This window comes from Desulfosporosinus acidiphilus SJ4 (genome assembly GCF_000255115.2).
GTDB lineage: Bacteria > Bacillota > Desulfitobacteriia > Desulfitobacteriales > Desulfitobacteriaceae > Desulfosporosinus > Desulfosporosinus acidiphilus.
On sequence record NC_018068.1, the window covers coordinates 1,767,775 to 1,792,650 of the forward strand.

22 protein-coding genes and 1 riboswitch are annotated in these 24,876 nt (G+C 40.2%); of the genes, 17 read left to right on the plus strand and 5 right to left on the minus strand.

Features of this window, described 5'->3' with window-relative positions:
• The first annotated feature begins 33 nt into the window (after positions 1-33).
• Both DESACI_RS08135 and DESACI_RS08140 read left to right on the plus strand, forming a co-directional pair.
• Positions 34-870, plus strand: coding sequence for an ATP-binding protein (locus tag DESACI_RS08135; protein WP_014826707.1), 837 nt, complete (start codon positions 34-36; stop codon positions 868-870).
• A gap of 170 nt (positions 871-1,040) precedes the next feature.
• Positions 1,041-1,892, plus strand: a complete 852-nt coding sequence (locus DESACI_RS08140; protein WP_014826708.1) for a hypothetical protein — start codon at positions 1,041-1,043, stop codon at positions 1,890-1,892.
• Between the two features lie 181 nt (positions 1,893-2,073).
• Here DESACI_RS08140 and DESACI_RS08145 read toward each other — a convergent pair whose 3' ends face one another.
• A complete protein-coding gene (locus DESACI_RS08145; RefSeq protein WP_014826709.1) occupies positions 2,074-3,519 on the minus strand; it encodes a C40 family peptidase in 1,446 nt (481 codons plus the stop codon).
• Positions 3,520-3,522: 3 nt separating this feature from the next.
• Positions 3,523-3,657: riboswitch (cyclic di-AMP (ydaO/yuaA leader) on the minus strand.
• Between the two features lie 212 nt (positions 3,658-3,869).
• Between DESACI_RS08145 and DESACI_RS08150 the strand changes: the two genes are divergently transcribed.
• On the plus strand, positions 3,870-4,175 hold the full coding sequence (locus tag DESACI_RS08150; protein ID WP_014826710.1) for a hypothetical protein: 306 nt from the start codon (positions 3,870-3,872) through the stop codon (positions 4,173-4,175).
• Between the two features lie 22 nt (positions 4,176-4,197).
• Here the strand turns inward: DESACI_RS08150 and DESACI_RS08155 are convergent, their stop codons facing one another.
• Together DESACI_RS08155 and DESACI_RS08160 are read right to left on the minus strand one after the other, a co-directional pair.
• Complete coding sequence (locus DESACI_RS08155) at positions 4,198-5,544, minus strand: sigma-54-dependent transcriptional regulator (RefSeq protein ID WP_014826711.1); 1,347 nt, start codon at positions 5,542-5,544, stop codon at positions 4,198-4,200.
• The gene (locus DESACI_RS08160) at positions 5,519-7,081 is read right to left on the minus strand and encodes an ATP-binding protein (protein WP_014826712.1); all 1,563 of its coding nucleotides are present in this window, start codon (positions 7,079-7,081) and stop codon (positions 5,519-5,521) included. The genes DESACI_RS08155 and DESACI_RS08160 overlap by 26 nt, the downstream gene beginning before the upstream one ends.
• Positions 7,082-7,401: 320 nt before the next feature.
• Here DESACI_RS08160 and DESACI_RS08165 point away from each other — a divergent pair, with 320 nt between their 5' ends.
• The gene (locus DESACI_RS08165; RefSeq protein WP_014826713.1) at positions 7,402-8,031 is read left to right on the plus strand and encodes a hypothetical protein; all 630 of its coding nucleotides are present in this window, start codon (positions 7,402-7,404) and stop codon (positions 8,029-8,031) included.
• Positions 8,032-8,412: 381 nt separating this feature from the next.
• Here DESACI_RS08165 and DESACI_RS08170 read toward each other — a convergent pair whose 3' ends face one another.
• The gene (locus DESACI_RS08170) at positions 8,413-9,090 is read right to left on the minus strand and encodes a C40 family peptidase (protein ID WP_014826714.1); all 678 of its coding nucleotides are present in this window, start codon (positions 9,088-9,090) and stop codon (positions 8,413-8,415) included.
• Positions 9,091-9,350: 260 nt separating this feature from the next.
• Between DESACI_RS08170 and DESACI_RS08175 the strand changes: the two genes are divergently transcribed.
• Positions 9,351-9,779: an Hsp20/alpha crystallin family protein gene (locus tag DESACI_RS08175; RefSeq protein ID WP_014826715.1), complete on the plus strand. Its 429-nt coding sequence runs from the start codon at positions 9,351-9,353 to the stop codon at positions 9,777-9,779.
• A gap of 220 nt (positions 9,780-9,999) precedes the next feature.
• Here DESACI_RS08175 and DESACI_RS08180 read toward each other — a convergent pair whose 3' ends face one another.
• On the minus strand, positions 10,000-10,734 hold the full coding sequence (locus DESACI_RS08180) for a lysophospholipid acyltransferase family protein (protein WP_014826716.1): 735 nt from the start codon (positions 10,732-10,734) through the stop codon (positions 10,000-10,002).
• A 250-nt stretch (positions 10,735-10,984) separates the two neighbouring features.
• Here DESACI_RS08180 and DESACI_RS08185 point away from each other — a divergent pair, with 250 nt between their 5' ends.
• The 12 genes from DESACI_RS08185 to DESACI_RS08240 all read left to right on the plus strand — a co-directional run bounded on the left by DESACI_RS08185 (position 10,985) and on the right by DESACI_RS08240 (position 24,774).
• Positions 10,985-13,252, plus strand: a complete 2,268-nt coding sequence (locus tag DESACI_RS08185) for a PAS domain S-box protein (protein WP_014826717.1) — start codon at positions 10,985-10,987, stop codon at positions 13,250-13,252.
• Between the two features lie 387 nt (positions 13,253-13,639).
• The gene (locus DESACI_RS08190; protein ID WP_014826718.1) at positions 13,640-16,312 is read left to right on the plus strand and encodes a calcium-translocating P-type ATPase, PMCA-type; all 2,673 of its coding nucleotides are present in this window, start codon (positions 13,640-13,642) and stop codon (positions 16,310-16,312) included.
• 268 nt (positions 16,313-16,580) lie between these two features.
• Entirely contained in the window at positions 16,581-17,285 is a 705-nt protein-coding gene (locus DESACI_RS08195; RefSeq protein ID WP_014826719.1) for a GntR family transcriptional regulator, read from the plus strand.
• Positions 17,286-17,303: 18 nt separating this feature from the next.
• Positions 17,304-17,495: a hypothetical protein gene (locus DESACI_RS08200; protein ID WP_014826720.1), complete on the plus strand. Its 192-nt coding sequence runs from the start codon at positions 17,304-17,306 to the stop codon at positions 17,493-17,495.
• Between the two features lie 489 nt (positions 17,496-17,984).
• Positions 17,985-18,407, plus strand: a complete 423-nt coding sequence (phnG, locus tag DESACI_RS08205) for a phosphonate C-P lyase system protein PhnG (RefSeq protein WP_014826721.1) — start codon at positions 17,985-17,987, stop codon at positions 18,405-18,407.
• Between the two features lie 18 nt (positions 18,408-18,425).
• A complete protein-coding gene (gene phnH, locus DESACI_RS08210; RefSeq protein ID WP_014826722.1) occupies positions 18,426-19,022 on the plus strand; it encodes a phosphonate C-P lyase system protein PhnH in 597 nt (198 codons plus the stop codon).
• Complete coding sequence (locus DESACI_RS08215; RefSeq protein ID WP_014826723.1) at positions 19,023-20,177, plus strand: carbon-phosphorus lyase complex subunit PhnI; 1,155 nt, start codon at positions 19,023-19,025, stop codon at positions 20,175-20,177. It begins immediately after the preceding gene.
• A gap of 5 nt (positions 20,178-20,182) precedes the next feature.
• Positions 20,183-21,028 (plus strand): alpha-D-ribose 1-methylphosphonate 5-phosphate C-P-lyase PhnJ, encoded by an 846-nt coding sequence (locus tag DESACI_RS08220; protein WP_014826724.1) that lies wholly within the window; start codon positions 20,183-20,185, stop codon positions 21,026-21,028.
• Between the two features lie 13 nt (positions 21,029-21,041).
• Positions 21,042-21,887, plus strand: coding sequence for an ATP-binding cassette domain-containing protein (locus DESACI_RS08225; protein WP_014826725.1), 846 nt, complete (start codon positions 21,042-21,044; stop codon positions 21,885-21,887).
• 188 nt (positions 21,888-22,075) lie between these two features.
• On the plus strand, positions 22,076-23,293 hold the full coding sequence (gene phnM, locus DESACI_RS08230; RefSeq protein ID WP_014826726.1) for a phosphonate metabolism protein PhnM: 1,218 nt from the start codon (positions 22,076-22,078) through the stop codon (positions 23,291-23,293).
• Between the two features lie 149 nt (positions 23,294-23,442).
• A complete protein-coding gene (locus DESACI_RS08235; RefSeq protein WP_014826727.1) occupies positions 23,443-24,066 on the plus strand; it encodes a DapH/DapD/GlmU-related protein in 624 nt (207 codons plus the stop codon).
• Complete coding sequence (locus tag DESACI_RS08240; RefSeq protein ID WP_014826728.1) at positions 24,067-24,774, plus strand: phosphonate C-P lyase system protein PhnL; 708 nt, start codon at positions 24,067-24,069, stop codon at positions 24,772-24,774.
• Positions 24,775-24,876 lie beyond the last annotated feature (102 nt).

Consider the following 24,876-nt stretch of genomic DNA (forward strand, 5'->3'; position numbering starts at 1 on the left):
CTGAGGATTATAAATAGTTGGGGGATATTCACATTGTTTGTTGCAAAGTTCTATAGTATTAAAGATTGGGAACGATATGTCGATTTAAAGAGAGAATTAATTGAGCTTAAAGAGGAACGGTTTAATCTTCAATCCGGTGTTTTCGAATTGCGAAAGAGTCTAAGGAAAGAAGTTGAGAATAGGGAATATCTTGAAGGCGAAATATCGAAACTTGGGCGTTTAAATATTGTTGGTCAACTGGCGGCCAGCCTTGGTCACGAAGTTCGAAATCCGATGACAACCATCCGAGGATTTCTCCAAATGCTTCAGAGCAAGACTGATCTGCTTGCCTACAAAAATTATTTCGAATTAATGATTGAGGAACTTGATCGAGCTAATTTGATTATCACTAACTTCTTGTCGCTGGCTAAGAATAACAAAAGTGAGGTTAAGCGCTTAAATTTAAACAACTTATTAGATAATCTGTCACCGCTGCTGATTGCCGATGCTTATAGTCAGGATAAAAAATATTTTTTTCAACCGGGGAATATTGAAGAAATAGATATTGATTCCAATGAAATAACCCAAATGGTATTAAATTTGGCGCGAAACGGACTTGAAGCGATGGCTCCAAATGGTTGCCTTACGATTCAAACGTATATGGATGACTATAGTATTGTTCTTAGTGTTAGAGACGAAGGTAAGGGTATCAATGAAGAAAATTTAAAGAAACTGGGTGATCCATTCTTCACAACAAAAGAAAATGGAACTGGATTGGGCCTGCCATTGTGTTATAGGATTGCCAAGAGACACCGTGCTATAATTGAAGTTTTCACCGGGAAAGATGGAACGACCTTTTTAGTTCGCTTTCCTAAGCTTTCTGAGAACTAACTGAACTTATTTATCAATAAACTAGCCTTTGATTAATAATCTAAGACTAGTTTTCTTTTTACCTTAACTACTCTCGTAGTTTATTCTCTTAGGTTTTTGCAAGTTGCTGAATATTATTTTTTGCTTTTGAAATGATAATATTTGTTAATAACTGTAATATTGGAGGAAGTATGCCAAACATAACTTGGTATTGTATTCCGGCATTGATTGGCTTGAGTGCAACAGTATATACAATTTTTACGAAGAGAAAAGTTTATAAACTATCAACCTTTATCGTATTCTATCTTTTCAGTACAGGAGTCACTTGGATCGGCGAATTTGTTGTGCTTGGATTATTTAACAGTTACGCATACAGAACCGGCATTTTTCCAAGCCCATGGGCCCAGAATCTCTTGGGGCATCTTATTCTTAATTCCACGTTTTATCCCGGTACAGCAATACTTGTTGGTGCGTATTCGTTAGGATTAGGATGGATTTCTTTAATTACCATATTATATTTATTTTTTGAGTATTTGTTTTTGAAATTGGGAATCTATGTACACCATTGGTGGAAATATTATATGACGGGAATTATAATTCTTGTCTATCAGTTTTTTTCTAAGATATGGTTTAAAAAAATGGACAAAATGCAGCATGGATGGCTAAAGTATATTACTTTTTACTTGGTGGGTTTTGTCCTTCTGCATTATCCTGCCCCCATCCTGTTGTTGTGGGGGAAACAATACTACAACGTACATTGGGTATCAGATTTGTATTTATCAAGCACTTTATTTATATTTTCCTATCAATTAGTAGAAAGCCTGATTTATGTCTTCTTTGTTTGTGTTCTTAATAACTGGTATTGGAAGATCGTTCCTTACCTCGTCGCTCTGATTGGGCAGAGTGTACTTTTAAGCATTAAGGTTCTTGTTGTGTGCGACGGATGGAGTTTTCTTTATACCGTGCTCGTTTATTATTTAAGTATCACCGCTTTTATTGTTATCGAAAAGAATTTCCTTCCCGAAGAATCCCCCACAGAGTGAACTATTTATCTGTAGTCGCAATCCTTGGTTTCAGAGACACTCTATCAATTCACGCTCCGAGAATATGCATAATGTGCTTCAGTGCAGCAATAACCTTGTCATATTATCGTCATGGTCAGCGGAGGTTAATGGGCAAAAAAAGAGCAACAACCTTAAGTTGTTGCCCATTTGCTTAGCATCACTAATTGTATCTGCGTGCTCCTAGATAACGAGAAGCGTAAAAGCTATCACTGAGACTGGAGACTTCAATGCCGCTATTGGGGTTGCTGGCATGAATAAAACGTCCTCCCCCCATATAAATACCCACGTGTGAAGCACCACTTGTATAGGTGGTGAAAAACACTAAATCTCCTGGACGAAGGTCATTTTTACTGACCGGATTTCCCGAAGCAAACTGAGCATAGGAGGTACGGGGCAGGGATATTCCGGAATTTGCGTATACATATTTCGTAAATCCCGAGCAGTCAAAGCCGCTGCGAGATGATCCGCCGAACACATAGGGAGTTCCTTCCAGACTGAGTGCGCGACCTACTAAAGAGGAATCGCCATTGCTGCTTCCGCGTGAAACTGCATAAGCAACAGTCACATTACCTGGCCCTTTAGCGATAACTTGATCAACAGGTTCTTTAGTGACATTTTCGGCTAATACTTTCTTTGTTACATCAATGCCATTTTTTCGAACATAGGAATAGGTCACTAATTTGGAGCCGTTGCTTCCTTGGGTAATAACCTTTGTACTGCCGTATCCCAGATTGGGATCAAGTTTAGCGACAACATCGTAAGGAATAGCTTCAGATCCCGAATAGGTTCCCTCACTGACGACTGTAAGAAAGGGTGTCGAATCCACAAGTTTTATAACTTCGCCGGGTTTCAATGTCGAATTCTTAGTTGCTCCAGGATTGCCGGCTAATACTTCATCGGTCAACATGTTATTTTTACGAGCAATTAGCCACCAGGAATCATTGGGTTGAACGGTGTAACTTTTTGTCGTTATTTTGCCATCCAACAATACTTTATAAGCTTGATCTACCGGTTTTATTTGATCCGGAGAGACTTCAGCTTTTTCAACATTAACTTTCTCGGCAAAACTTATGGAAGTGACTTTGTTTTCCGAACTCGGTTTAGAATAATGATCTTGATATTCTTTGAGAACTTTATCTGCATCTTCTTTTGTGGGTAACACTGCGATAACTGACCCATCTGCTTCTAATTTATAACCATCAACATAACAGGTGATGTCATTCGCCAGGCTTGTTTCATCTAAAGCAGATTCAAGATAGACCGCCGGCCTAACTCTAAGGTTCTCATAAGTAATAACATCATGAGTTTTGGCAACGATTCCATAGGGCTGCCCTTTTTCTTCTAAAATCGAATTAACGAGGCTTTGAGCTGTAGCTGCATCTCTTACCAGGCCAACTTGATGGCCGTTAATGAGTACAGCAGCCGCTGCCGTCGTAGTCGTAAGATTATAGGTGACCCCGCCTAATAAAATGAGGGAAACAGATAAGGTTCCGATAACTTTTGGTGACTTCCAGGATATTCTTTTCAAGGTATGAGACCAATCGAAATCTTTGATTCGGTTAAGTACTTCGCCTTGAATCTGAGACAGTTTACGAGACCATTGCATATTTTCTTCACCTTTTTCAGCCTACGAGGTTAGTTGACGGATTCGGGCAAGAAGGTGTAAGCCCTTCGCAATATTTGCGATTAACCCCATAAAAAAATCCCCCGCTCTAGACGACACTAGATTCGGCTTTCCTTCTCCTTTCATTGACATATCATTAATTATTCGACACTATATGCAAATGTCCTCTAATTTTATTCTTGAAAAACTTGTTAATGTTTTAACAAGTTCTAAAAAAGGAAGTTTTTTTAAATGGATTCCGCGTAATCTCTCTTAGTTAATGGGTAGACTAAGCATACTGAGCAAGGTAAAAGTATAGTTCAAGCATTGAATTATCTAAGGGAGGTGCTATTTTGTATAAACTCAATTCAATTCAACGGGAAGAAATAGTTGATTCTTTTTGTAAGGTTGTGGATACTGGAAATTCAGAATTAATCAGTGAGGACTTGTATAATCACTTGAACTTAAATTGTAATTTCCCTTCTCATTTTAGTTTGGCAGGTTTTCGAGACTCGTATAGCGGGGAACATTTCCAGGAGTTTGTAGATTCTTTTAATCATCATTCCCCGCAAAGTCAATGGCTTGATGCGCCGGAAATCAGCTGCGAATTTAGGGACTTAAATCAAACTCTGGCCGATTATGCAAGTTCTCATATCTAGTAAAAGTATTAACCGGTTAAATTTAGATTTTTATGCCATATTTCTGCAGACGATAAAGCAGAGTGGGGCGGGTAATTCCCAAATATTTAGCGACTTTGGTTTGATTATAGTTATGTTTTTCCAAAGCCTTGATGATGAGGTGCTTCTCCAATTCTCCTAAGGAGAAGCCATCTTCTGAAAGATTTATCTCAGGGGTTGTTGATACTTCTAGATGGGTTAGTAATTCTCTGGGAAAATGTATTGATTGAATCTCTGAACCCTGACAAACAATAAGTGCTCTTTCAATGACATTCTGCAACTCTCTGATGTTTCCGGGCCAGTTATATTGCGTCAGGGTTTTCATTGCCTCAGAAGAAATTTTCTTGCTTTTCGTAGGATCAAATTTCTCCAGGAAATGATTGACCAGGAGGGGGATGTCTTCTTTCCTTGAACGCAGCGGCGGCATAACGATACGCATAACATTTAAACGATAGTAAAGATCTTCACGGAAGGTTCCATTAGCAATTGCCGTGGTAAGATCTCGATTAGTGGTGGCAATAACTCTCACATCTACATGAATTGTTTCAGTCCCGCCTACTCTTTGGAAACACCTTTCTTGTAATACTCTAAGTAATTTAACCTGCATGCTTATGGGCATTTCGCCAATTTCGTCGAGGAGAATGGTTCCCTTATCAGCTACCTCGAAGCGCCCCTTCTTTTTGCCGGTGGCGCCGGTAAAGGCCCCTTTTTCATGCCCGAACAATTCACTTTCCAACAGGTGTTCAGGAAGGGCGGCACAGTTTACGGCCACAAAGGGTTTGTCAAAACGATTACTGGCTTTATGAATTTCCACTGCGGCGACCTCTTTACCTGTTCCACTTTCACCGGTGATCAGGACGGTGGTACCGGTTTTCGCAACCTGTCGGATTAAGAGAGTAACTTCTTTCATAGGTTCGCTCTGCCCAATGAGTTTACCATATTGTTTCCCTAATTCCTGTTGCAGAAAATTGACTTGGCTTTCTAAGTTGGAAAGGTGTAAGGCCTGTTGAACTTGAACTTTAATTTTTTCAAGTTTAAATGGTTTGGTAATGTAATCGGTAGCCCCAAGTTTCATGGCTTCGATGGCAGTGTCAATGGTTCCGTGGGCCGTTATCATTATAACAGGGATCTTTGAGTTTAATGCTTTTAGCTCTTTTAAAACCTCAATGCCGTCAATATCGGGCATTTTTAAATCCAAAATCACCAGTGAGGGTTCATTTGTCTGGGCCAAACGAATTCCGTCTAAGCCTCTTGTGGCAGTCATCACCTGATAGCCCTCGTGGCTTAGTGCTCTTTCGAGGGCCCAGCACATTCTTTCTTCGTCGTCAACGACCAGAATTTTCGGTGTCATCAAAATCACTCCTTTCGCCGAAGTTGGGCATTACAGGAAGATTAACTTTAAAGGTTGTTCCTTTTCCCGGTTCGCTGTCCACCTCAATAGTTCCGCCATGTAGTTTAATACTTTGATAGGAAATTGACAGGCCAAGACCGGTACCTGTCTTTTTTGTCGTATAAAAGGGGTCAAATATTCTTGATTTATCGCTGGTTTGGATACCCTCACCGGTATCGGAAAAACTTACGGCAATTGCGTTTTTTCCTTCTTCAGTTGTTATTGTCAACTCGCCGCCTTCAGGCATAGCTTCGGCGGCATTGACGATGATATTGACAAAAACTTGTTTCAGCTTTTCTGTATCGGCCAATATTCCGGATAATTTTTTGCTTAGATGCAATTTAACGTTGATCTTTTGCTTACGTAACATTGCGGCAGAGAAAGAGAGGACTCCTTTAATTAGATCATTGACCGAGCACTCTTTCGTAGCAACTTTTGTAGGTCGTCCAAAATCCAAAAGCTCTTGGATCTCAAAATCCTGACGGTCGATTTGTTCTTCAATTGCCCGTGTGAATTCTTCAATACCGCTCACTTGAGAGTATTCTTCTTTCATGAGCTCCACTAAAGTTTTAATGATAGCAATTGGATTGCGTAACTCATGAGCTACTCCGGTTGCCAAACGGCCAAGGGCAATTAAATGTTCGGATTGCCTCAATTGATCTTCCAAGCGTTCCTTTTCACTCAGGCCCACCGCCAGGCGATTCACGGCCATTGCCACCTGCCCGAGTTCCCCAGGCATCTCGGGCAATAAATGATGGATATCCTTTTCCATGCTGTTTAATCCCTGCTTTAGACGGTTTACTCCGGTAGTTAAGTTTCTGATTACGATAAGGGCGCCTATCATAACAATGGCTAGAACACCAAGGATAAAATATCTGAGCAGATTTCGAAACAAACTACTTTGGTAAAAGAAGGGATTAAGACGTTCCTCAACCCACATTACCGCAACCACTTTTTGGTTAAGGGCAACGGGAGATATATATTCCACAACTTGATCATTCCACACACCACTAATACGAAAGAGTTGTGTATTGCTCATCTCAGTGGCAATTAATCCAGGTTTCGTATTATCAAAGATATCCTTTTCTCGCTGAGCCTCTTCAGCGGGTGAGAGGTTACGATAATTATGTAGGAAACCAAGTACAGTTATCTTATCTTGTTTAGGTAAATATAATCCGAAGCGAATTCCTAAATTAGCTTGTATCTGAGGGTTGACAACCTTGGTAAATTCGTCCTGGAGAAGGGTTGAAGAGATATCTTGCGCTGACGGCGATATAGACTGAAGATGTTGAGTGAAATCCTTATTGATGCTGTTGACCAAAGCCTCCAGTCGCTGCTCTTTGTCTAAAAATACTACTTCATCAGTCTTTGAAGCAAAGAAAATATCATACATCAGGGCTACAGATGGAACAAGCATGATGACCGCTATAATAATCACAATTTGGTTTGTCAAACTGCTGCTTTTAAATGTAGTGAACAGTTTATTTTCCTTCAGCACTAAATTCACTTCCTTTATTTAATTGTAGCATATGCTACAATTATTATTGAATATAATATATTTTTTAGCAAATGATTTAAACTAATGAAAACAAGAGATTTCACGATGTACATAGATGAAATGATAGAAAAACGGCCATTTTCGAAGTGTAGCATATGCTACACTTTCATTGCCGTTAAGAGCTGGAGGAATGGTATATTGCGGGTTTTGGAGTCTGGCATGGAGTTTGCAATAACAAAACTACATCGTAATTAAACTGCAAATCAATAAGCTTTTTCTGCATAAGGCTTATTACCATGAATCGAAAGGTGGAATTCATCTTGTCCAGCTTATTACTTAATAAGTATTCACCTTTAATTGAAGAGATAAAAACAGAGTCTGGGGATAAATCATCTCATATTTGGCTCTTAGTCAATCCTAAATATCCTTCTGTCAATAATGATATTTGGATACCCATTTTAGAAGTGATTCAAGACAAAGTATATCGAACATTAAAAAATAGAATCAACACTCGGAATATTTATATAAAAAATACAATCAGCGACATTGGATTAGTCTCAAACGGTTCATTACTTGGGTCGGCTGAAATTGCTGAAGATATAGGGTCATTGAGGGAAAGTATTTTCGAATATCGACCCAAAATGATAGTTACATTTGGCAATCTAACCTATGAACTAGTGAACCGTATCTGTGAAATACGATCTGAAGAAGGGCCGAAGTATTGGAATAGTTCGAATTTAGAATATGAATTCGTGCAATCCATAGCCAACTTTGATATCAACAAGATCAATCGGATTCCCCTGCCTCGCCAAATTACGGCTAAAAGTACGTCGATGGAAAAATATGATTCCTATTGGGAAGAGCGTGACAATTATTTCAGGGATGTTGGAACCATGATTGCCGATAGAATTATTGAAAATAAGGATCATCTTAATATTTGGATTGATTAGTTCAAGTCCCCACTTATCCATAAAGTGGGGACTTGAACTATTTAGTCTTTTAGTCAAGAGATTTATTTAAAAGGACCATATGTATAGGATCTTCCCACTAACCGTTAATTATGAGATATTTTTCAGCTAAGCCTTCGTCATAAAATCCAAGTTTTTCTACCACTCTTAATGAACAGAGATTTCGGGGCAGGAGGTTGGCTTATGCGATGCAGCCCCAGGGATGAAAATAAAAGTCCATAAAAAGAGCCTCCGGGTTATGACATTGGGTATATCGTAACAGAGAGGCTAAACTTTATACTCATATTATTTGTGTCCTACATAAAACTCTATACCTTGAAGGATTTAGCTTGGTAAAGTAGTGACTCTGTAAGGTCTGAATAATTATAAAACTCTTCTGGCTCCCAAATATACAGACGTCCAATAAGGGCCAATGGTATAAATCGTAACCCCTTTAGAACTGGAAGCATTAATGAATTGATCGTTTCCAATATAGATACCATCGTGGTCTTCTACACCGTTCTTGGCAATTGAGAAGAAGATCAGATCGCCAGGCTGTAAATCACTAAAACTTACGGGTGTTCCCACCGTGTATTGATCCTGTGATACCCGTGGTAAAGTAATTCCGTTTTGAGAAAAGACATACTGGACGAAGCCTGAACAATCAAAGCCTGTCGTGGGAGACTCTCCGCCCCATTGATAGGGGACCCCGAGATATTTTTCGGCCGTAGCAATAATAGCAGTTGTTTTGCTTGACTGTTGTTTTTCCGTATAAGCTTTGTTCAAGGAACTTGCTGTTATTGGGCCAACGATACCGTCGACACTTAAAGATTCAGCAGTCTGAAAAGCCATGACTCCCGCTTTTGTTTTCGAACCGAAAATACCATCTGCAGTGCCAACATTATATCCTAGATAGTTAAGTTCAGTCTGTAACTGAACAACGTCGGAACCTGTTGAACCATACTTAAGCAGAGGGTCTCCTAATGAGGCTTGGGCTGTTTGTGCCAGGCCAAAAACTAAAAGAAACGCTAACAAAAAGAGACCAGTCAGTTTCTTTAACATATAACATCTCCTCTCAATAAAATGAATGCAACAAGAATCTTGTGTACAGTTTCATTATATTTTAAAGTTTTGGGACAAGTCTATGTATAAAATATTCCAAAAATATACCTAAGATAAAGTATATATTTCAGAGCATTTAGATAATTTTGTTATAATTTTGCAGTTTAATCTTAAATAGATAAATAGATAAATAGATCATAAATAATCTAATGTTTAATCAGCCATACTAGTTTTTGACAAAACTAGCGAGGTGATAGAATATGGCCTTGATTCCTTATGAACCTTTCCGGCTGTTTGATCCATTATGGCACGATATGGATAGGATGCTCATGCGAAGAGGAAAAGAAGATGTCTCAGAATGGTTATATCGAGTTGATGTTGATGAAACCCCAACTAAGGTCATCGTCACAGCAGAAATACCGGGTATCGAAAATAAAGATGACCTGAATATTCAAGTAGACGAGAACGTTTTAACGATTCTTGGCGAGGTTAAACGATTGCAAGTGGATGATGACCGTTCGTCAAGACATTCAGAGAGATACTATGGTACTTTTTCTCGGAGGATTACCCTTCCTGCTCTGGTTAAGACCGATGGGGCCCACGCCAGCTATCGAAATGGGGTTTTAGAGTTAACCTTCTTAAAGGATCAACACCCTGCAGCACGAAGAATCGATGTTGAATTTAGTTGAAGACAGCCATCCGTGGCCAAAATGTATTCCGTATAAAGAAAACTTAGCTGGCGCTGAGCCTCCGGCGAAAGCGGCAGGTTAGTTGCACTTATGTTAGAAGATGAAGACACTGTCTTCACACGTATTAAGTCTTCTTGCAGTATGCAACCGCAGGCTATACTTTCCAAGAGTACTAAAAAAACCGCCATTGAGCGGTTTTTAGTGTTTGGAAAAGGTATTTCTAGGCCACGGTGGAACTAACTTGAGTTAAACTATGGTCAATTATAGCATAAACTCTGTCCGGCAATTCATTAGCCTGATCCTTCGTGAGGTTGCTGGTTGGGATAGGGTCGGAGATAATAATTTCAACATGCGCTGGTTTGATCAGGAAACCGTTTTCTTCCATAATCTTATAAGAACCACGAATGGTAAGGGGGACAATGGGAACTCCGGCCTTTAATGCTAATTTGAGGCTTCCTGGTTTAAAGTCACCTAAGGTCTCGCACTTGCTTCGCGTTCCTTCCGGGAAGATAACCATGGAATAACCTTCTTTTAAATTGATAGCGGCTTGATTAATGACTTTGAGTGATTGCCTAATGTCAGAACGGTCCATAAAAACACATTGCATATGAGTCATCCAAGTGCGAATCAGCGGTATTTTAAGCAGTTCGATTTTAGCGATAAAGGCTTTAGGCTTATTTATGTAACCTAAGAGCAGGGGGATGTCGAAGTTTCCTTGGTGATTACTAACAAATAAGACCGGGCCGGAAGGGATCTTTTCTTCACCGGAGATTGTAACCGTCACGCCGGCACACTTTAACAAGGACCGAGCCCATTTTTTAGCAATTTCCGAGGTGAGCTTGTCCCGCTCAGAGATTCGCCCCATTTTGGACAAGTGATTTATCCTCATGAGTACGGGCTCAATAGCGATAAGATAAAGCCAAAAGTAAGCAAACCAGATAATTGTACGGATCATTATTATTTTCTCCTCGTTGTTTGTTTTAAAGATATTATAGCTTAGGAAACAGATTGTTGAAACAGTTTATTATGAAAGGTTACCCCTTGCCATTCTTTTTATAAAATGCAAGGAGATTTCACAAGGAGATTTATGGTTCGCCTGACGCATAGGCATCATTACAGCCTCAAGTGTCCATCATGAATTAAGATGTAGAAAATATGACCCTATTGTCATATAATAGGTTCTGTCATACGAAAGAGGGGTCTATATGCAGAATTTATATCTCGCAATAGTTGCCATAATGATAATAACCATATCCTCGCTGATATTCTTATACTTATATAAAGAAAAAAAGAAAGAAACTAGTTTTTTAAATTCTCAATTGAAATTCAAACAAGAGATTTTTATTGAAATATTTAATAACTCTCAAAATGGAATTTTGATTGTGGATCAGAAAGGAACAATCCTTAATTTCAATAAACCCTTTGAAAGAATTTTTGAGTTCAAGGAATCAGAAATTGTGGGTTTGAATGTTGGCGATGTGATTTTTGGTTCGGAAAGAAATGAATTTCTTGACATAAGGAATAAAGTTATCCAGGGGAAGGCAATAATGTCCAATACATTGTGTCTTGAAAGAAATGGCTTATCTACCGAAGTTCGCTTATTGGCTTTTCCGGTTAAACTCGAAATGGGTGAAATGAGAATTTGTTTAGTATTTAATGCCCTTGCTTATACGAATAGTTCCTTGAAAGATTTAGAGTTACAAAAAGTATATTTTCGTCAACTCTTTGAAAATTCACCAGAAGCTATTTGTATCTTAGATACTGAGGATCGGTTTGTCGATGTCAATCATGCTTTTGAACAAGTGTTTGGCTATACAAAAGAGGAGCTTATCAACAGTTCGATTAATGATGCGATCGTTTCTGCAAGGTTAAAAGCAGAAGCAACCGAGCTTTCAGAAAATGTCATTAAGGGAAATATTGTTGATTATGAAACTCTCAGGTCACGTAAGGACGGGAGTTATGTCAATGTACATATTCTTGGTTATCCCTTGATTTTTGAAGATAAAAAAATTGGCGTTTTTGGAATTTACAAAGACATTACGGAACAGAAAAGAGCTGAAGAAGCTCTTAAAGAGAGTGAGCATACATTCAGAACTCTATTCGAAGGCTCTTCAGATGCTATTCTAATCTTAGATGACAATAAATTTGTAGATTGTAACCCGGCTACCATGGAATTATTGGGCTATGATTCTAAAGAAAATATTATTGACAGATATATATGGGAGTTATCTCCCGAATTCCAAGCAAAAGGACTGTCTTCCAAAGAAAATGCCTTGGAAATTATTAGAACCACTGATCGAAATAAAAAATTTGAGTGGCTGTTGGAAAAGAAGGATGGGACGATCGTTCCGGTCGAGGCAATGCTAACTTCTATACTGCTCAACGAAAAAAAAGTATTTCACGTACTCTTGCGGGATATCAGTGAGCGGAAAAAAATGGAGCAGCGATTTGAATACTTGAGCTATCATGACTTTCTTACAGGATTATATAACCGCAGATTTTTTGAAGAAGAACTTAGGCGCTTGGATGTTAAGAGAAATTACCCTCTGACGGTTGTTTATGTTGATGTGAATGGACTTAAACTTATCAACGATTCCTTCGGACATAGTATGGGAGATGATCTTCTTAAAACGGTGGCCGAAGTGATTAAAGGCGCTTGCCGATCCGATGACATCATTGCCCGGCTCGGCGGAGATGAATTCGTTCTGCTCCTGCCCAATACTAAAGCTTGTGATGCTGAGCTAATTCTTAAGCGTATTAAAGCGTTGGCTTCCCAGGAAAAAGTGGGTAACATTGCCTTATCCGTTTCCTTTGGCTACGAAACTAAAAATTATGAAGGTGAAAATATACATGAAATCCTTAAAAAGGCAGAGGATTACATGTATAAGAAAAAGCTATATGAACGTCCTAGTATGAGGGGAAAAACCATAAGTGCGATCATTAATACTCTGCATGAAAAAAATAGAAGAGAGGATCAGCATTCTCATCGGGTATCAGCGCTTTGTGAACGGATCGGGATGGCTCTGGATCTTCCGGAAGGGCAGCTTGAAGAATTAAAAACCGTCGGATTGCTTCATGATATCGGTAAAATTGCCATCGAAGAAACGATCTTAAATAAGCCGGGAAAATTGACAGAAGGAGAATGGGAAAAAATCAAAAGGCATCCGGAAATCGGCTATAGAATTCTTAACTCGGTGCATGAAATGTCAGAGATGGCGGATTATGTCTTATCTCACCATGAACGTTGGGATGGAGGGGGGTATCCCAAAGGATTAAAAGGGATAGCAATTCCCTTGCAGTCCAGAATTATCGCCATTGCAGATACCTATGATGCCATGACCAGTGAACGAAGTTATCGCAAGGCTCTGTCTGAAAAGATTGCCTTAGAAGAATTGCAGGGCAATGCCGGGATACAGTTTGATCCTGAACTGGTTGAGGTATTTATTAAAAAGGTAGAACGCAACTTAGCTTAGCTTAAGTAAAGCTAATTATCTCCTATCTTCGAAGTGAAAGAAGTTAGCTGATATAGGGAAGCGAGCAGACCCCATTGACAAGCCGGTTTTTTTCATTTATACTGAAGTCGTTAAAAGGGAGTAGTTTCAAATTACAAAGTCAACAAACCCGGCAAGATTCTTGCCTGGCTTTGTAAACCGAGAGGTAACAAGACTTTTGACATGGCCTATATGGCTATGTCGAAAGTCTTTTTTTATTACCACCTACAGTTTTATTAAAGTAAGGAGTGGTTATATTCATTAGGTAAATCGAAATAAGGGGAGATTACGAGAAAGGGTAAAAGGTAGAAAGGCATAAAAGTAAAAAAGTAAAAAGGTATTAGTATTATTATAAGGAGGATCAACGTCGTGGACTTTTATCAAAAAGAAGCCCAAGAGGTTATTGCTGAATTAATGACCGACGAAGACAGAGGGTTATCTTCCTCGGAACATATTAAAAGAACTCAGAGCTATGGAAAGAACGTCTTTACTCCCAAACCCAAAGAACGTCTTTTCATCAAAGTTTTGGAGAATTTAAAAGAACCATTAATTATTATCCTCTTGATCTCCGGGGTCATATCTTTAATGATGGGTCATTTGCCGGATGGGTTGGGAATCTTTGCCGCTGTTCTCATTGCCACGTCGATATCAGTTATTCAAGAAGGTAAATCTGATAAAGCTTTTGAAGCCCTGGCAAAATTAAGTGAGGATGTTCGGGTGAAGGTGGTCCGAGACCATCAAATCATTCATGTTCCTCAGAGTGAGCTTACAATTGGTGATATCATCCATTTAGAGACGGGGGAAAAGGTACCGGCAGATTCCAGGATTGTCCATTGTTCAAATCTTGGAATCAATGAATCGATGTTAACCGGGGAAGCCGAATCTGTTACTAAGAAATCAAATCGTATTGACAGAGAGAATTGTCCGCTGGCCGAACGCACGAATATGCTTTTTTCAGGGACTATGGTTATTGAAGGAAGAGCCATCGCTGTTGTAACTGCCATCGGCGATCAAACAGAAATGGGCAAAATTGCTGAAGAATTAAAGGAGGAGTTAACGTCCCAAACTCCGCTGCAACAAAAGTTGGCGGATCTGGGTAAGAAAATCTCTATTATCGGATCGATTGTAGCTGCAGGTATCTTTGTCTTCGAACTGTATCTTATGTATCGGCAGGGATTACTTGTTCTGAACAATCTTGGCTCGGCCCTTCCGGGAATCAAAGATGCCTTTGTTACTTCAGTGGCTCTGATTGTTGCAGCGGTTCCCGAAGGTTTACCGACGATGGTGGCCATAACTCTGGCCTTCAACATGCAAAAAATGGCCAATAACAATGCTCTTGTACGTAAACTGATTGCATGTGAAACAATAGGTTCAGTGAATGTTATATGTTCCGATAAAACCGGAACCTTAACCGAGAACAAGATGACAGTGGTTGAAGCTTGGTGTACAGGCAGTGAAACCTCCGTTAATCAGCTTAATTGTCCCGAACTGCTGGAGAACTTCTGCCTCAACACCACGGCAGATATTGCCCATAAGGATCATCAATTGATCTTTTTAGGCAATCCGACAGAATGTTCACTGCTTGTCTGCAGCGAAACGAACGACATTAATTATCGAGAGTATCGCAAAAAGTACGGTGAGCCGGTTGCCGAGTATAATTTTACGTCAGCAAGGAAAATGATGTCCACAGCCTATGAAATGGGAGACGGGTATCGATTCTATACAAAAGGTTCACCTGAAAAGGTCCTTGATATTTGCGATAGGATTTTACTGAATCATGGGGTTGTGCCGATGACCCAGGATGACAAAGATAAAATTGAAGCCGCAATAAAAGAGCTTCAGGATAAGGCCTTGAGAGTCTTAGCTTTTGCTTATACAGATTTCACAAACGAGCCTCAATGGGAAGATATCTACAAAGTAGAAAAGAATCTTATTTTTACCGGCTTTGTTGGAATCGAAGACCCTCTGCGCGGGGATGTAAAAGAAGCCATCGATCAATGTCGTCGAGCGGGTATTAAAGTTAAAATCCTAACCGGGGACAATCTCAATACAGCTAAAGCAATCGCCGATCAACTGGGGATCATTGAAAGCGATTCCTTGGTTTTTGAAGTTACAGAAATTGAAGCGATGAGTGATCAAGAGTTAAGGAGTAAACTCGACAAAATTGTTGTCATTGCTCGCTCAAATCCCACTGCCAAAATGAGAGTTGTTAAGCTTTTACGGGAAAATAATGCATCTGTGGTCGTTACTGGCGATGGCATTAATGATGCACCGGCTCTTAAAGCCGCTGATGTCGGGGTTGCGATGGGAATTACAGGAACAGAAGTTTCTAAGGAAGCATCAGATATTGTCTTATTGGATGATTCGTTTTCTACCATCGTTAAGGCCATTAAATGGGGTAGGGGTATTTATGAGAACTTCCAGCGATTTATTCAATTTCAGCTTACTGTAAATGTTGTAGCCTTCATTACGGTTATTCTGGCAGAAATCATTGGCTATAAAATGCCTTTTACAACACTGCAGTTGCTTTGGGTGAATATTATTATGGACGGCCCCCCTGCTTTATCCTTGGGTTTAGAGCCTCCCAGAGAGCACTTGCTCGAGAAACAGCCAATTAAACGGAATGCGTCCATTGTTACCAAGGATATGCTTTTTAAAATAGTTTCCAATGGCTTGTTTATTGTAGGGGCCTTGATTTTACTCATGAAAACTCAAATTCTTGGAGGAAGGGATGCACAGCAAACAACTATCGTGTTTACTGCCTTTGTTCTCTTTCAATTATGGAATGCTTTTAACTGCAGGGAATTTGGCACGAAAAGTATCTTCCCTAATATTCACAGAAATATGGTGATGGTCGGTATCGTATTTTTGACATTTTTGGTCCAAATTATCGTAACCCAGTTTGGTGGTCAGGTATTTAAAACTGTCCCGCTTGAGTGGTATTTATGGCTGAGAATTATTGGTTTTACGTTGAGTATTATTGTTTTTGGTGAAATAGTGAAACTGTTTATGAGAATTTATAAGAGGTTTAGCTTTAACTAGGAACTCTTCCCAGTAGAACGTACAACTCTTAAAAGGCTACTGTATATTTAAACAGGAAATATCGCTGTTTTGAGCGCTATTTCCTGTTTTTTTACGTTTTTGCCTTACCTCGTGAACTGAAGAAGTTCATGCTGTTTATCCGGTTTTTAAGACCTCCACTTCTATCTGTTTTCAGGAGCAGAAAGTTGCTCTTAAAGAATAATTTACATACTCATAACTTTGCCGGGCAGTTCTTTTAGTATAATAATCTTAAAAGTGAGGTGTAAAAATGTCCCAGGAAATGGAGATAGTGAATAAGTTAATGTCTTCCATCGGTTCAGGGAAATACAACGCTCATGACAGGCTGCCCTCGGAAAATGAAATTGCCGATCAATACAATGTTCCCCGGATCACGGCACGGAAAGCCTATGAAAGACTTGAAGAGTTAGGATATATCTATAAAAAACACGGAAAAGGGAGCTATGTTAAAGACAGATATCAGCAAATTGAGCTTGTTCTTACTGGAGATGTAAGCTTTAGCCAAAAAATGACCGAGAAAGGGTATAACTTTCAATCGAAGACTATCTTTTGCAAAGAAATCAAGTACAACGAAAAAATTTACAATTACTTAGAAACGGCTAAAGAAGATAAGATTTTCAAAGTAGGGAGACTGAGGTATATTGACCACCAACCCATTGCTCTTCATATCTCCTATGTTGCAAAATCAGTCTTCCATGATATTGATGAAGTAGGAAAAGATATTACTTCGATGTTCCAATATTATCACAGTAAAGGGTATACCGAATTCATCTCAAAGCCCAGCATTTTAAGTGTTTCTTTTCCTACTGAGTCCCAACGAAAACTGTTCAATTGCCCATTTCTAATTCCTCTCTTAGTCTTGGAATCGGGATGTATGGATAAGGAAACAGGTAAAGTTTTGGAATATCTAAAGATTTATTATCGAAGCGATTGCTTTTCCTATGTCATTCAATAACAGGTTGGAGGGGACTTAATGAGAACAAAAGAAGAATATTATCAGCTAGTATTAAATAACCGAAAGATTGCCGGCGATCCTGAAAACCTTAAATGCACATGTACCGAGGTGCTTTGTGAATGGCATGGACGATGCAGGGAATGTGTTGCCTTACATAGATATCATCAAGATCATGTTCCGGCCTGTTTTCAGTCCTTTGTCCTTTATTAACGGAAAGTTAAAGGAGATCGTTAAAATCGGAGAAATGACGGCTATAAAAAATGAAAAGACTCCAACAGCGTATAGAAACTATGTTAAGGAGCAAGATCGAATCGTAATCTCTCGGCAGCAGTCAGATTAATTTACCTGTTAGTATTTGAGTTGTATCTGCTAATGTTTATCTTAATCTAAGCCCACTTCTATAAGTGGGGTAACTACTTCGATTTTTTGGTGGAGTAGAACCCCCACCGGAGTCCTAGGTCGGCTTTTAACTAGACTAGTTCACCCTGACTACAATTTATAAAATGAATGGCAATTTCCATAGTTATTTGCTTGGTGCAAATGAATATTGGAAATTGCCATTTTCATTTCTGAGAAAGTTTCCCCGGCAATTTTGTTTACAAAGAATTAACGGATTCCCAACCGAGCTTTAACGCACCGAACTTGGCAACAAGTTATGCTGATGACGTAAAGATAACTATCAAAAAGGAAGGCTGCTTTATGATTAGAAAACGGAGAACTAAGACCTTAATTGAAGGCTCGGCTAAGGTTTCTGCGAAATTAGCCCAAGAAATTGTCAAGGCCTATGATGTCAAGACCATTGAAGAAAGCAACAATAGCTTAGTCATGGTTAAGGTTCGGGAAAGTGCCCAAAAAAGCCTGTTTTATTTGGGTGAAGTACTTATTACCGAATGTAAGGTAATGGTCGCGGAATCCTTAGGAATTGGCATTGTCAAAGGATATGAACCAACCTTAGCCTATAACTTGGCAATCATTGATGCTGCCTATAATGCCGGGCTGCCTGAGACCAAAGAATGGACAGATGTCTTATTGCTTGAGGAAGTTCTCATCAAAGAAAAATATGAAGCCTTAAAGAAGAAAGTTTTAAAGACAAAAGTCAATTTTGACACCATGGATGTTTAATAAGAGGGGTATAAGCAAATGAAACTTGATTTGGTTCATGATATACAGGCAGCTTACCGTAAAACGTTGGATTCGATGTCTCGGCCGGGTTTAATTAACAATATTCGTGAACAGGCAAGTACCATCGATATGGATATCTGGTGTTTTAATTCTACCTTAGTATTAACGTTGATGCTCTTAGATACGGAAGTTAAGTTCAAGATCTGTTCAGAGCATGAAGCGGAAATGGCGAAACTTATTAATCAGCTGACCTATGCCAAAGCCACAGAACTGGAGAGCGCGGATTATATTCTCGTTTTGCATGACTGCAAACCGGCTGACTTGGAGAAAGCATTACATATGGCTTATCCGGGAGATTTACTGGATCCTCATAAAGCGGCAACCTTGATCATCGAAACAGACCTATTAAGCAATGATCGAAATCTCACCTTAACGGGTCCGGGAATCTATAAGGAAAACTATATTGACGTAAAGCTAAGTAATCAATGGGTTGAAATACGAGAGGAAAAAAACTCTGAGTATCCTATGGGAATTGATTTGATCTTTACAGATCGTCAGGACAATGTTTTATGTTTGCCGCGAACAACTCAAATAAGGAAACAGGTGGTTGGCTAAATGGGGTATGTAGCAGTAAAAGGCGGGACTCGTGCCATTGAAGAATCTATTAAACGACTGAAATATGAACGGTTAAAAAAGGGAGTCGTCTTGGATTGTCACAGAATTGAAAGCGGCATGCGCTGCTTAATTGACCAAGTGATGTCGGAAAGCAGCCTCTATAACGAAAATCTGGCAGCTATAGCAATTAAGCAAGCAGAAGGAAGTCCTGAAGAAGCGGTGTTTTTAATGCGAGCCTACCGTTCAACCTTGCCGCGCAGACATTATTCTCGGACCGTTGAGCCTACGGATATGATGGTGGAACGAAGAATATCGGCAAGCTTTAAAGATATTCCCGGCGGGCAGATTTTAGGGGCCGCCAATGATTATACTCATCGTCTCATTGATTTCAATTTGTGTGAGGAAACGGATGAAGATGCTGGCAATTGGGTACGCGATTACGCCCTGGAAAATGGAGCTGATAGCGACCTGACGGACTTAACTAATCTTCCTAAAGTTCTGGACTATTTACGGGAGGGCGGATTGATTCCAACTTGTAACAATGATGACAATGAGCCGGAGGATGTAACTAAAGAGAGTCTTCAGTTTCCCGCCAGCAGAAGTGAACGGCTGCAGATTTTAACCAGAGGACAGACGGGAGCTGTCAGTTCTCTTGGCTATGTTGCCTTGCGAAGTTTTGGCGCCCTCCATCCTACAGTGGGTGAACTTCGCATCGGAAATCTGCCCCTCTTTGTGGATAATCCCTTTAATGAAGAAAATGCGGAAGATGATGCCTATTATATTGGCGAAATAAAAGTCACGGAAGTCGAGACACTCTTTCCGGAAGATATTCAGAAACCCAATGGAGAAAAAGAAATTGAATTCAAACTGGGTTATGGACTTTGCTATGGACAAAACGAAACGAAAGCCATTGCTATGAGCATTTTAGACCGATGTCTAGAAGAGGGTAAACCGGAGCATCCCATCTATAACGAAGAGTTTGTTCTTCTCCATATTGACGCCGTGGAATCTTCAGGTTTTATGTCACATCTTAAGCTGCCTCATTACGTGACATTTCAGTCCAAGTTAGACAGTGTGCGAAGTTCAAAAAAGAAGAGAACGAAGCAGAAAGAGGAAAACAACGAGAAAAACAACGAGGAAAACAATGAGGAGTAAAATTCATGAGAATCGACTATAATTTTGCCTTTTTTGATGAAGGCTCTAAACGAGAAATCAGAAGAGCAACGTTAAAGGCGGTAGCCATCCCGGGATACCAGGTGCCTTTTGCTTCCAGGGAGATGCCCATCGCCAGAGGATGGGGAACAGGAGGACTGCAGTTGACACTTTCCCTGGTGGGAAAAGAGGACATTCTGAAGGTCATTGACCAAGGCTCCGACGAATCGGTAAACGCAGTCAACATAAAAAAGCTTATCGCAATGACCACGGGTATTACCGTTACGGAGGAAACCGCGAAAGCCATTATTATCCAATCGAGACATAGGATTCCAGAAGTTCCCCTGCAAGAGGGCCAGATCTTGGTTCTTCAAGTGCCTTTGCCGGAACCTTTGAGATATTATGAGCCCAGTGAATATGAGACGAAAAAACTCCACGCCGAAGTTGAATACAGCGGTGCCTGGCTCATGCTGTTTGAACAGATTATGAACTATCGAACTATGTCGACGGGGGCCGATCATCCTGTGATGGTTCACGGCAGGTATGTCATGGCACCCAGTCCCATTCCGCGATTCGACAATCCCAAACTGAATAATTCCAGAGCCTTGATCCTTCTGGGGGCAGGCCGCGAAAAAAAGGTTTACGCAGTGCCTCCCTATACAAAGGTTGTGTCTCTCGATTTTGATGACTACCCCTTTAGGGTTGAATCGTTTGCCAATAAATGCTGCAGATTGTGTGGGGCTGAAGGCGTATTTTTAGACGAAATACTCAATGATATAACAGGGGAAGCCTCTTATCAATGCAATGATACCAGCTATTGTTTGCAAAGGTTGAATGAAAAATCAAGAGGATGAGAGGGATTGCGATATGGAAGATTTTGAACAGCCTGTTTTATCGGTCAGGCATCTCAATAAACAATATGGTCAGGGATGTGCAAATTGCTCTGGGATGAGTGCAGAGCGTCTGCTGAAAAATTACTGCCCCATTTGCGGTACGGTGTATGCCTGCAGGGACATTACCTTTGATGTCTATGCGGGAGAGATATTAGGAGTTGTGGGTGAAAGCGGCAGCGGCAAGTCCACGATGATGGAATGTCTGTATTTTGACCGGGAGGTCAGCAGCGGCGAGGCTTTTATCCATTTCTACAAAAGCGGGAAAGAGAACTTATTTACGGAATCATCCCAGCAGAAACGATACATTCGGAATCACCTGATGGGGAAGGTCTATCAGAATCCACTGTTAAGTTTGAAAATGAATTTCTCTTCCATTGGTAATATTGCAGAGAAGTTGATTTCCGCCGGGAATAGGAATGTAGGGGCCATGGAAGCCAGAGGAAGAGAACTTTTGGAGCATGTAAACATACCCGTTTATCGCATGAAAGAAGCTCCTAAAAACTTTTCCGGCGGCATGCAGCAGAGGGTGCAAATTGCTAAGGCTCTCTCGAACAATCCCCCGCTTCTTCTCCTCGATGAAGTCACCACAGGGTTGGATTTATCCGTTCAAGCCAGTGTCCTCGATTTAATTAAGACAATCCAGCGGGAACTGCAAATTTCTATGATTATCGTATCTCATGATTTGGGTGTTATAAGAATGCTGGCTGACAGAACCCTCGTTATGTTGGATGGCCAGGTGATCGAGCAGGGCTTAACAGATCAGATTCTTGAAGATCCGCAGCATGGCTATACACAGACGTTAGTGCAATCCTTGTTATAATCACCTTCGCTATCCATGGTTGCAGAGATACTTGGTCAATATACACAACAGTAGTATTTGTAATGAGCTGTAGTGCCGCGAAAGGCTCGTCCTTTATCGTCATGTCTGGGATATTAGCTGTACTTATGCAGAGGAAAGTATAGAACCGAAGGTTAAACTTTCTGATAGTGAACAAAGGAGAAAAGTACATGTATTTGATCACAAACGTTCAAATTATTACCGAAGAAGCAGTCTTAGCAGGGCATGACTTGCTTATCAAAGATGATAGGATTTTCAGGATAGTGCCCCGGGGTGAGACAGAAATAACCGGTGATATAGACGTCATTGACGGGGCAGGAGGTTATGTTTCACCCGGATTTATCGATATTCACTCGGATTACATTGAAACGATGGCAGCTCCAAGACCGACTTGTTTAATGGACTTTCAAATGAGTATTCGCGAAACGGAAAGGCAATTAGTCTCACACGGAATCACCACAATGTTCCACTCGCTGTCACTCTTTAAAGATACAGAATATAAAAGCAAGCCAATCCGTAACCCTGATAATGTCAGGAAATTTATAGATTTGGTTGATAAGACCAAAACCGGCCGATACTTGATAAGGCATAAATTCCACGCTCGCTTCGAAATCGATAACTTTAAGGAAGTTGAAACGTTAAAAGGTTATATGGCAGAGAAAAAAGTTCATCTTGTCTCCTTCATGGACCATTCACCGGGACAGGGGCAATATCGGGATTTACAGGTTTATAGAAAAATGGTCAAAAGCTATAACGATTTGAATGACGAGCTGATTGATCAAATTATCACCAAGCATCAAAGCAAAGAAAAGCTAACTATTGAGGGGATTAAGGAAATAGCAGAATTGGCTCTGAGCAATGGCATTGCTGTTGCCTCTCATGATGATGATGCTGTGGAAAAGCTGGACTTGGTACAAAGTTTCGGTGTGACCATCAGTGAATTTCCCATCACTATGGAAATAGCCCGGAAAGCTAGGGAGAAGGGATTATTCACTATGGCGGGTGCCCCGAACATTCTCTTAGGAGGCTCTCACAGTGGGAATTTGTCCGCGGCAGAAGCAATCATGTCTAATAACATCGATATTTTATGCAGTGACTATTATCCGCCGGCGCTGCTGCAAGCTGTATTTATGCTCCATGAGAAGTATGAGTTAAATCTCGTTGATGTCATTAAGCTAGTAACTCTTAATCCTGCCAAAGCGGTGGCCCTTGATCAAGAAATTGGCTCAATCAGGGAAGGTAAGAAAGCAGATCTATTGATTATTGAAAAGATTGAGGAAAACTATCCTGTTATTACCTTGGTAATGATTGATGGGAGATTAAAGCAAAAGACATATTATCAAACCGCGGACTCTGCTTATGTCTTACATGATTCTGCAGATAAATAAGTTTCCGAATTATAAGAATTTTAGTATGGCTAATACGTAAAAAAAATCTCCATTGGGTATTCATTACCTAAGAAAACTCTTGTTCTTCTCTAGGCTTTCAATGATGGACTGAAGAGATAGCAAATTGCGAAAGGTCGGTTGAGTAAATCATGATCACAAGGCTGGGTAATGAACCGTGTATTCATGAGAATTGTCAGTTGAATAATGTCGACTTAGGCCAATATACAGAGATTGGGATTCATAACGTTCTTGAGAATTCTAAACTTGACGATTTTTCTTATACAGGACAATTTTGTATTGTCCAAAATGCCCAGATCGGCAAGTTCGTCAACATTGCAGCTATGGTGAGAATCGGGCCTACGGACCATCCTATGGGCAGGCCAACTTTGCATCACTTTACCTACCGCCGGAGGAAGTATGGTTTTGCGGAAACTGATGATGAAATGTTTTTTCAATGGCGGCAGGAGCAAAAAGTCTATATTGGTCATGATACTTGGATCGGACATGGAGCTATCGTCATGCCCGGTGTGACTATAGGCAATGGGGCTGTGGTAGGCAGCGGTGCCGTGGTAACAAAAGATGTGGAGCCTTACGCTGTTGTAGTTGGGGTCACCGCCAAACCGATTAAGAAACGATTTAAGGACGATATCATTGAAAAACTGGAGACGATTAAGTGGTGGGACTGGCCCTATGAAGTTATTAAAGAAAGGCTTAATGACTTTTGCCTTCCGATTAACGAATTTATCGAGAAGTATGATAAAGCAGGTGTGTAAATGGAAGAGATGCTGGCTATTGAGCATTTAACAAAATCATTCGTTATTCACAATTTAGATAAGCATATTGAAGCACTCCATGATATCTGTCTTGATTTAAAAGGAGGTGAGTTTGTCGGCATAACTGGCAAAAGCGGCAGTGGCAAATCAACAGTCTTTAAGTGCATCTATCGTACCTATGTACCTCAGAAAGGACGCATCTTGTATAACTCAAGAAAGTATGGCTTAGTCAATTTGGCCGAGCTTTCGGAACGACAAATGGTTTATCTCAGAAAACATGAGATCGGCTATGTCTCGCAGTTTTTAAACACCATGCCTCGGACAACCGCTCGGGAATTGGTAAAACAAGCTGTTTGGGAAATGGGACATGGAGAGGGCTATGCCGATCAGGAAGCCAAGCGAATGCTGGAGCATTTCGAATTGGACAGAGAATTATGGGATTGCTATCCGGGAACCTTTTCCGGCGGTGAAAAGCTGCGCTTGAATATTGCCAGAGCCATGGTAAAGCGTCCTAGGCTATTGTTATTGGATGAACCTACCGCCAGTTTGGACCAGGCCTCAAAATTAAAAGTACGGGAACTGATCGAACAATTAAAACGAGAAGGCACCACCATGATGGGAATTTTTCATGATCTTGAGTTTATGGAAAACCTCTGCAGCCGAGTTTACACAATGAGTCAAGGTAAGTTGAAAGATATTGAATTTTAACCTAAATATTACAGTAGTTTAATAGGAGCATAACTATTCTTAGGTACAATACGGATATGGGTTATTCAACGCCAAATAATACTTCAGATATTGAGAGGAGAA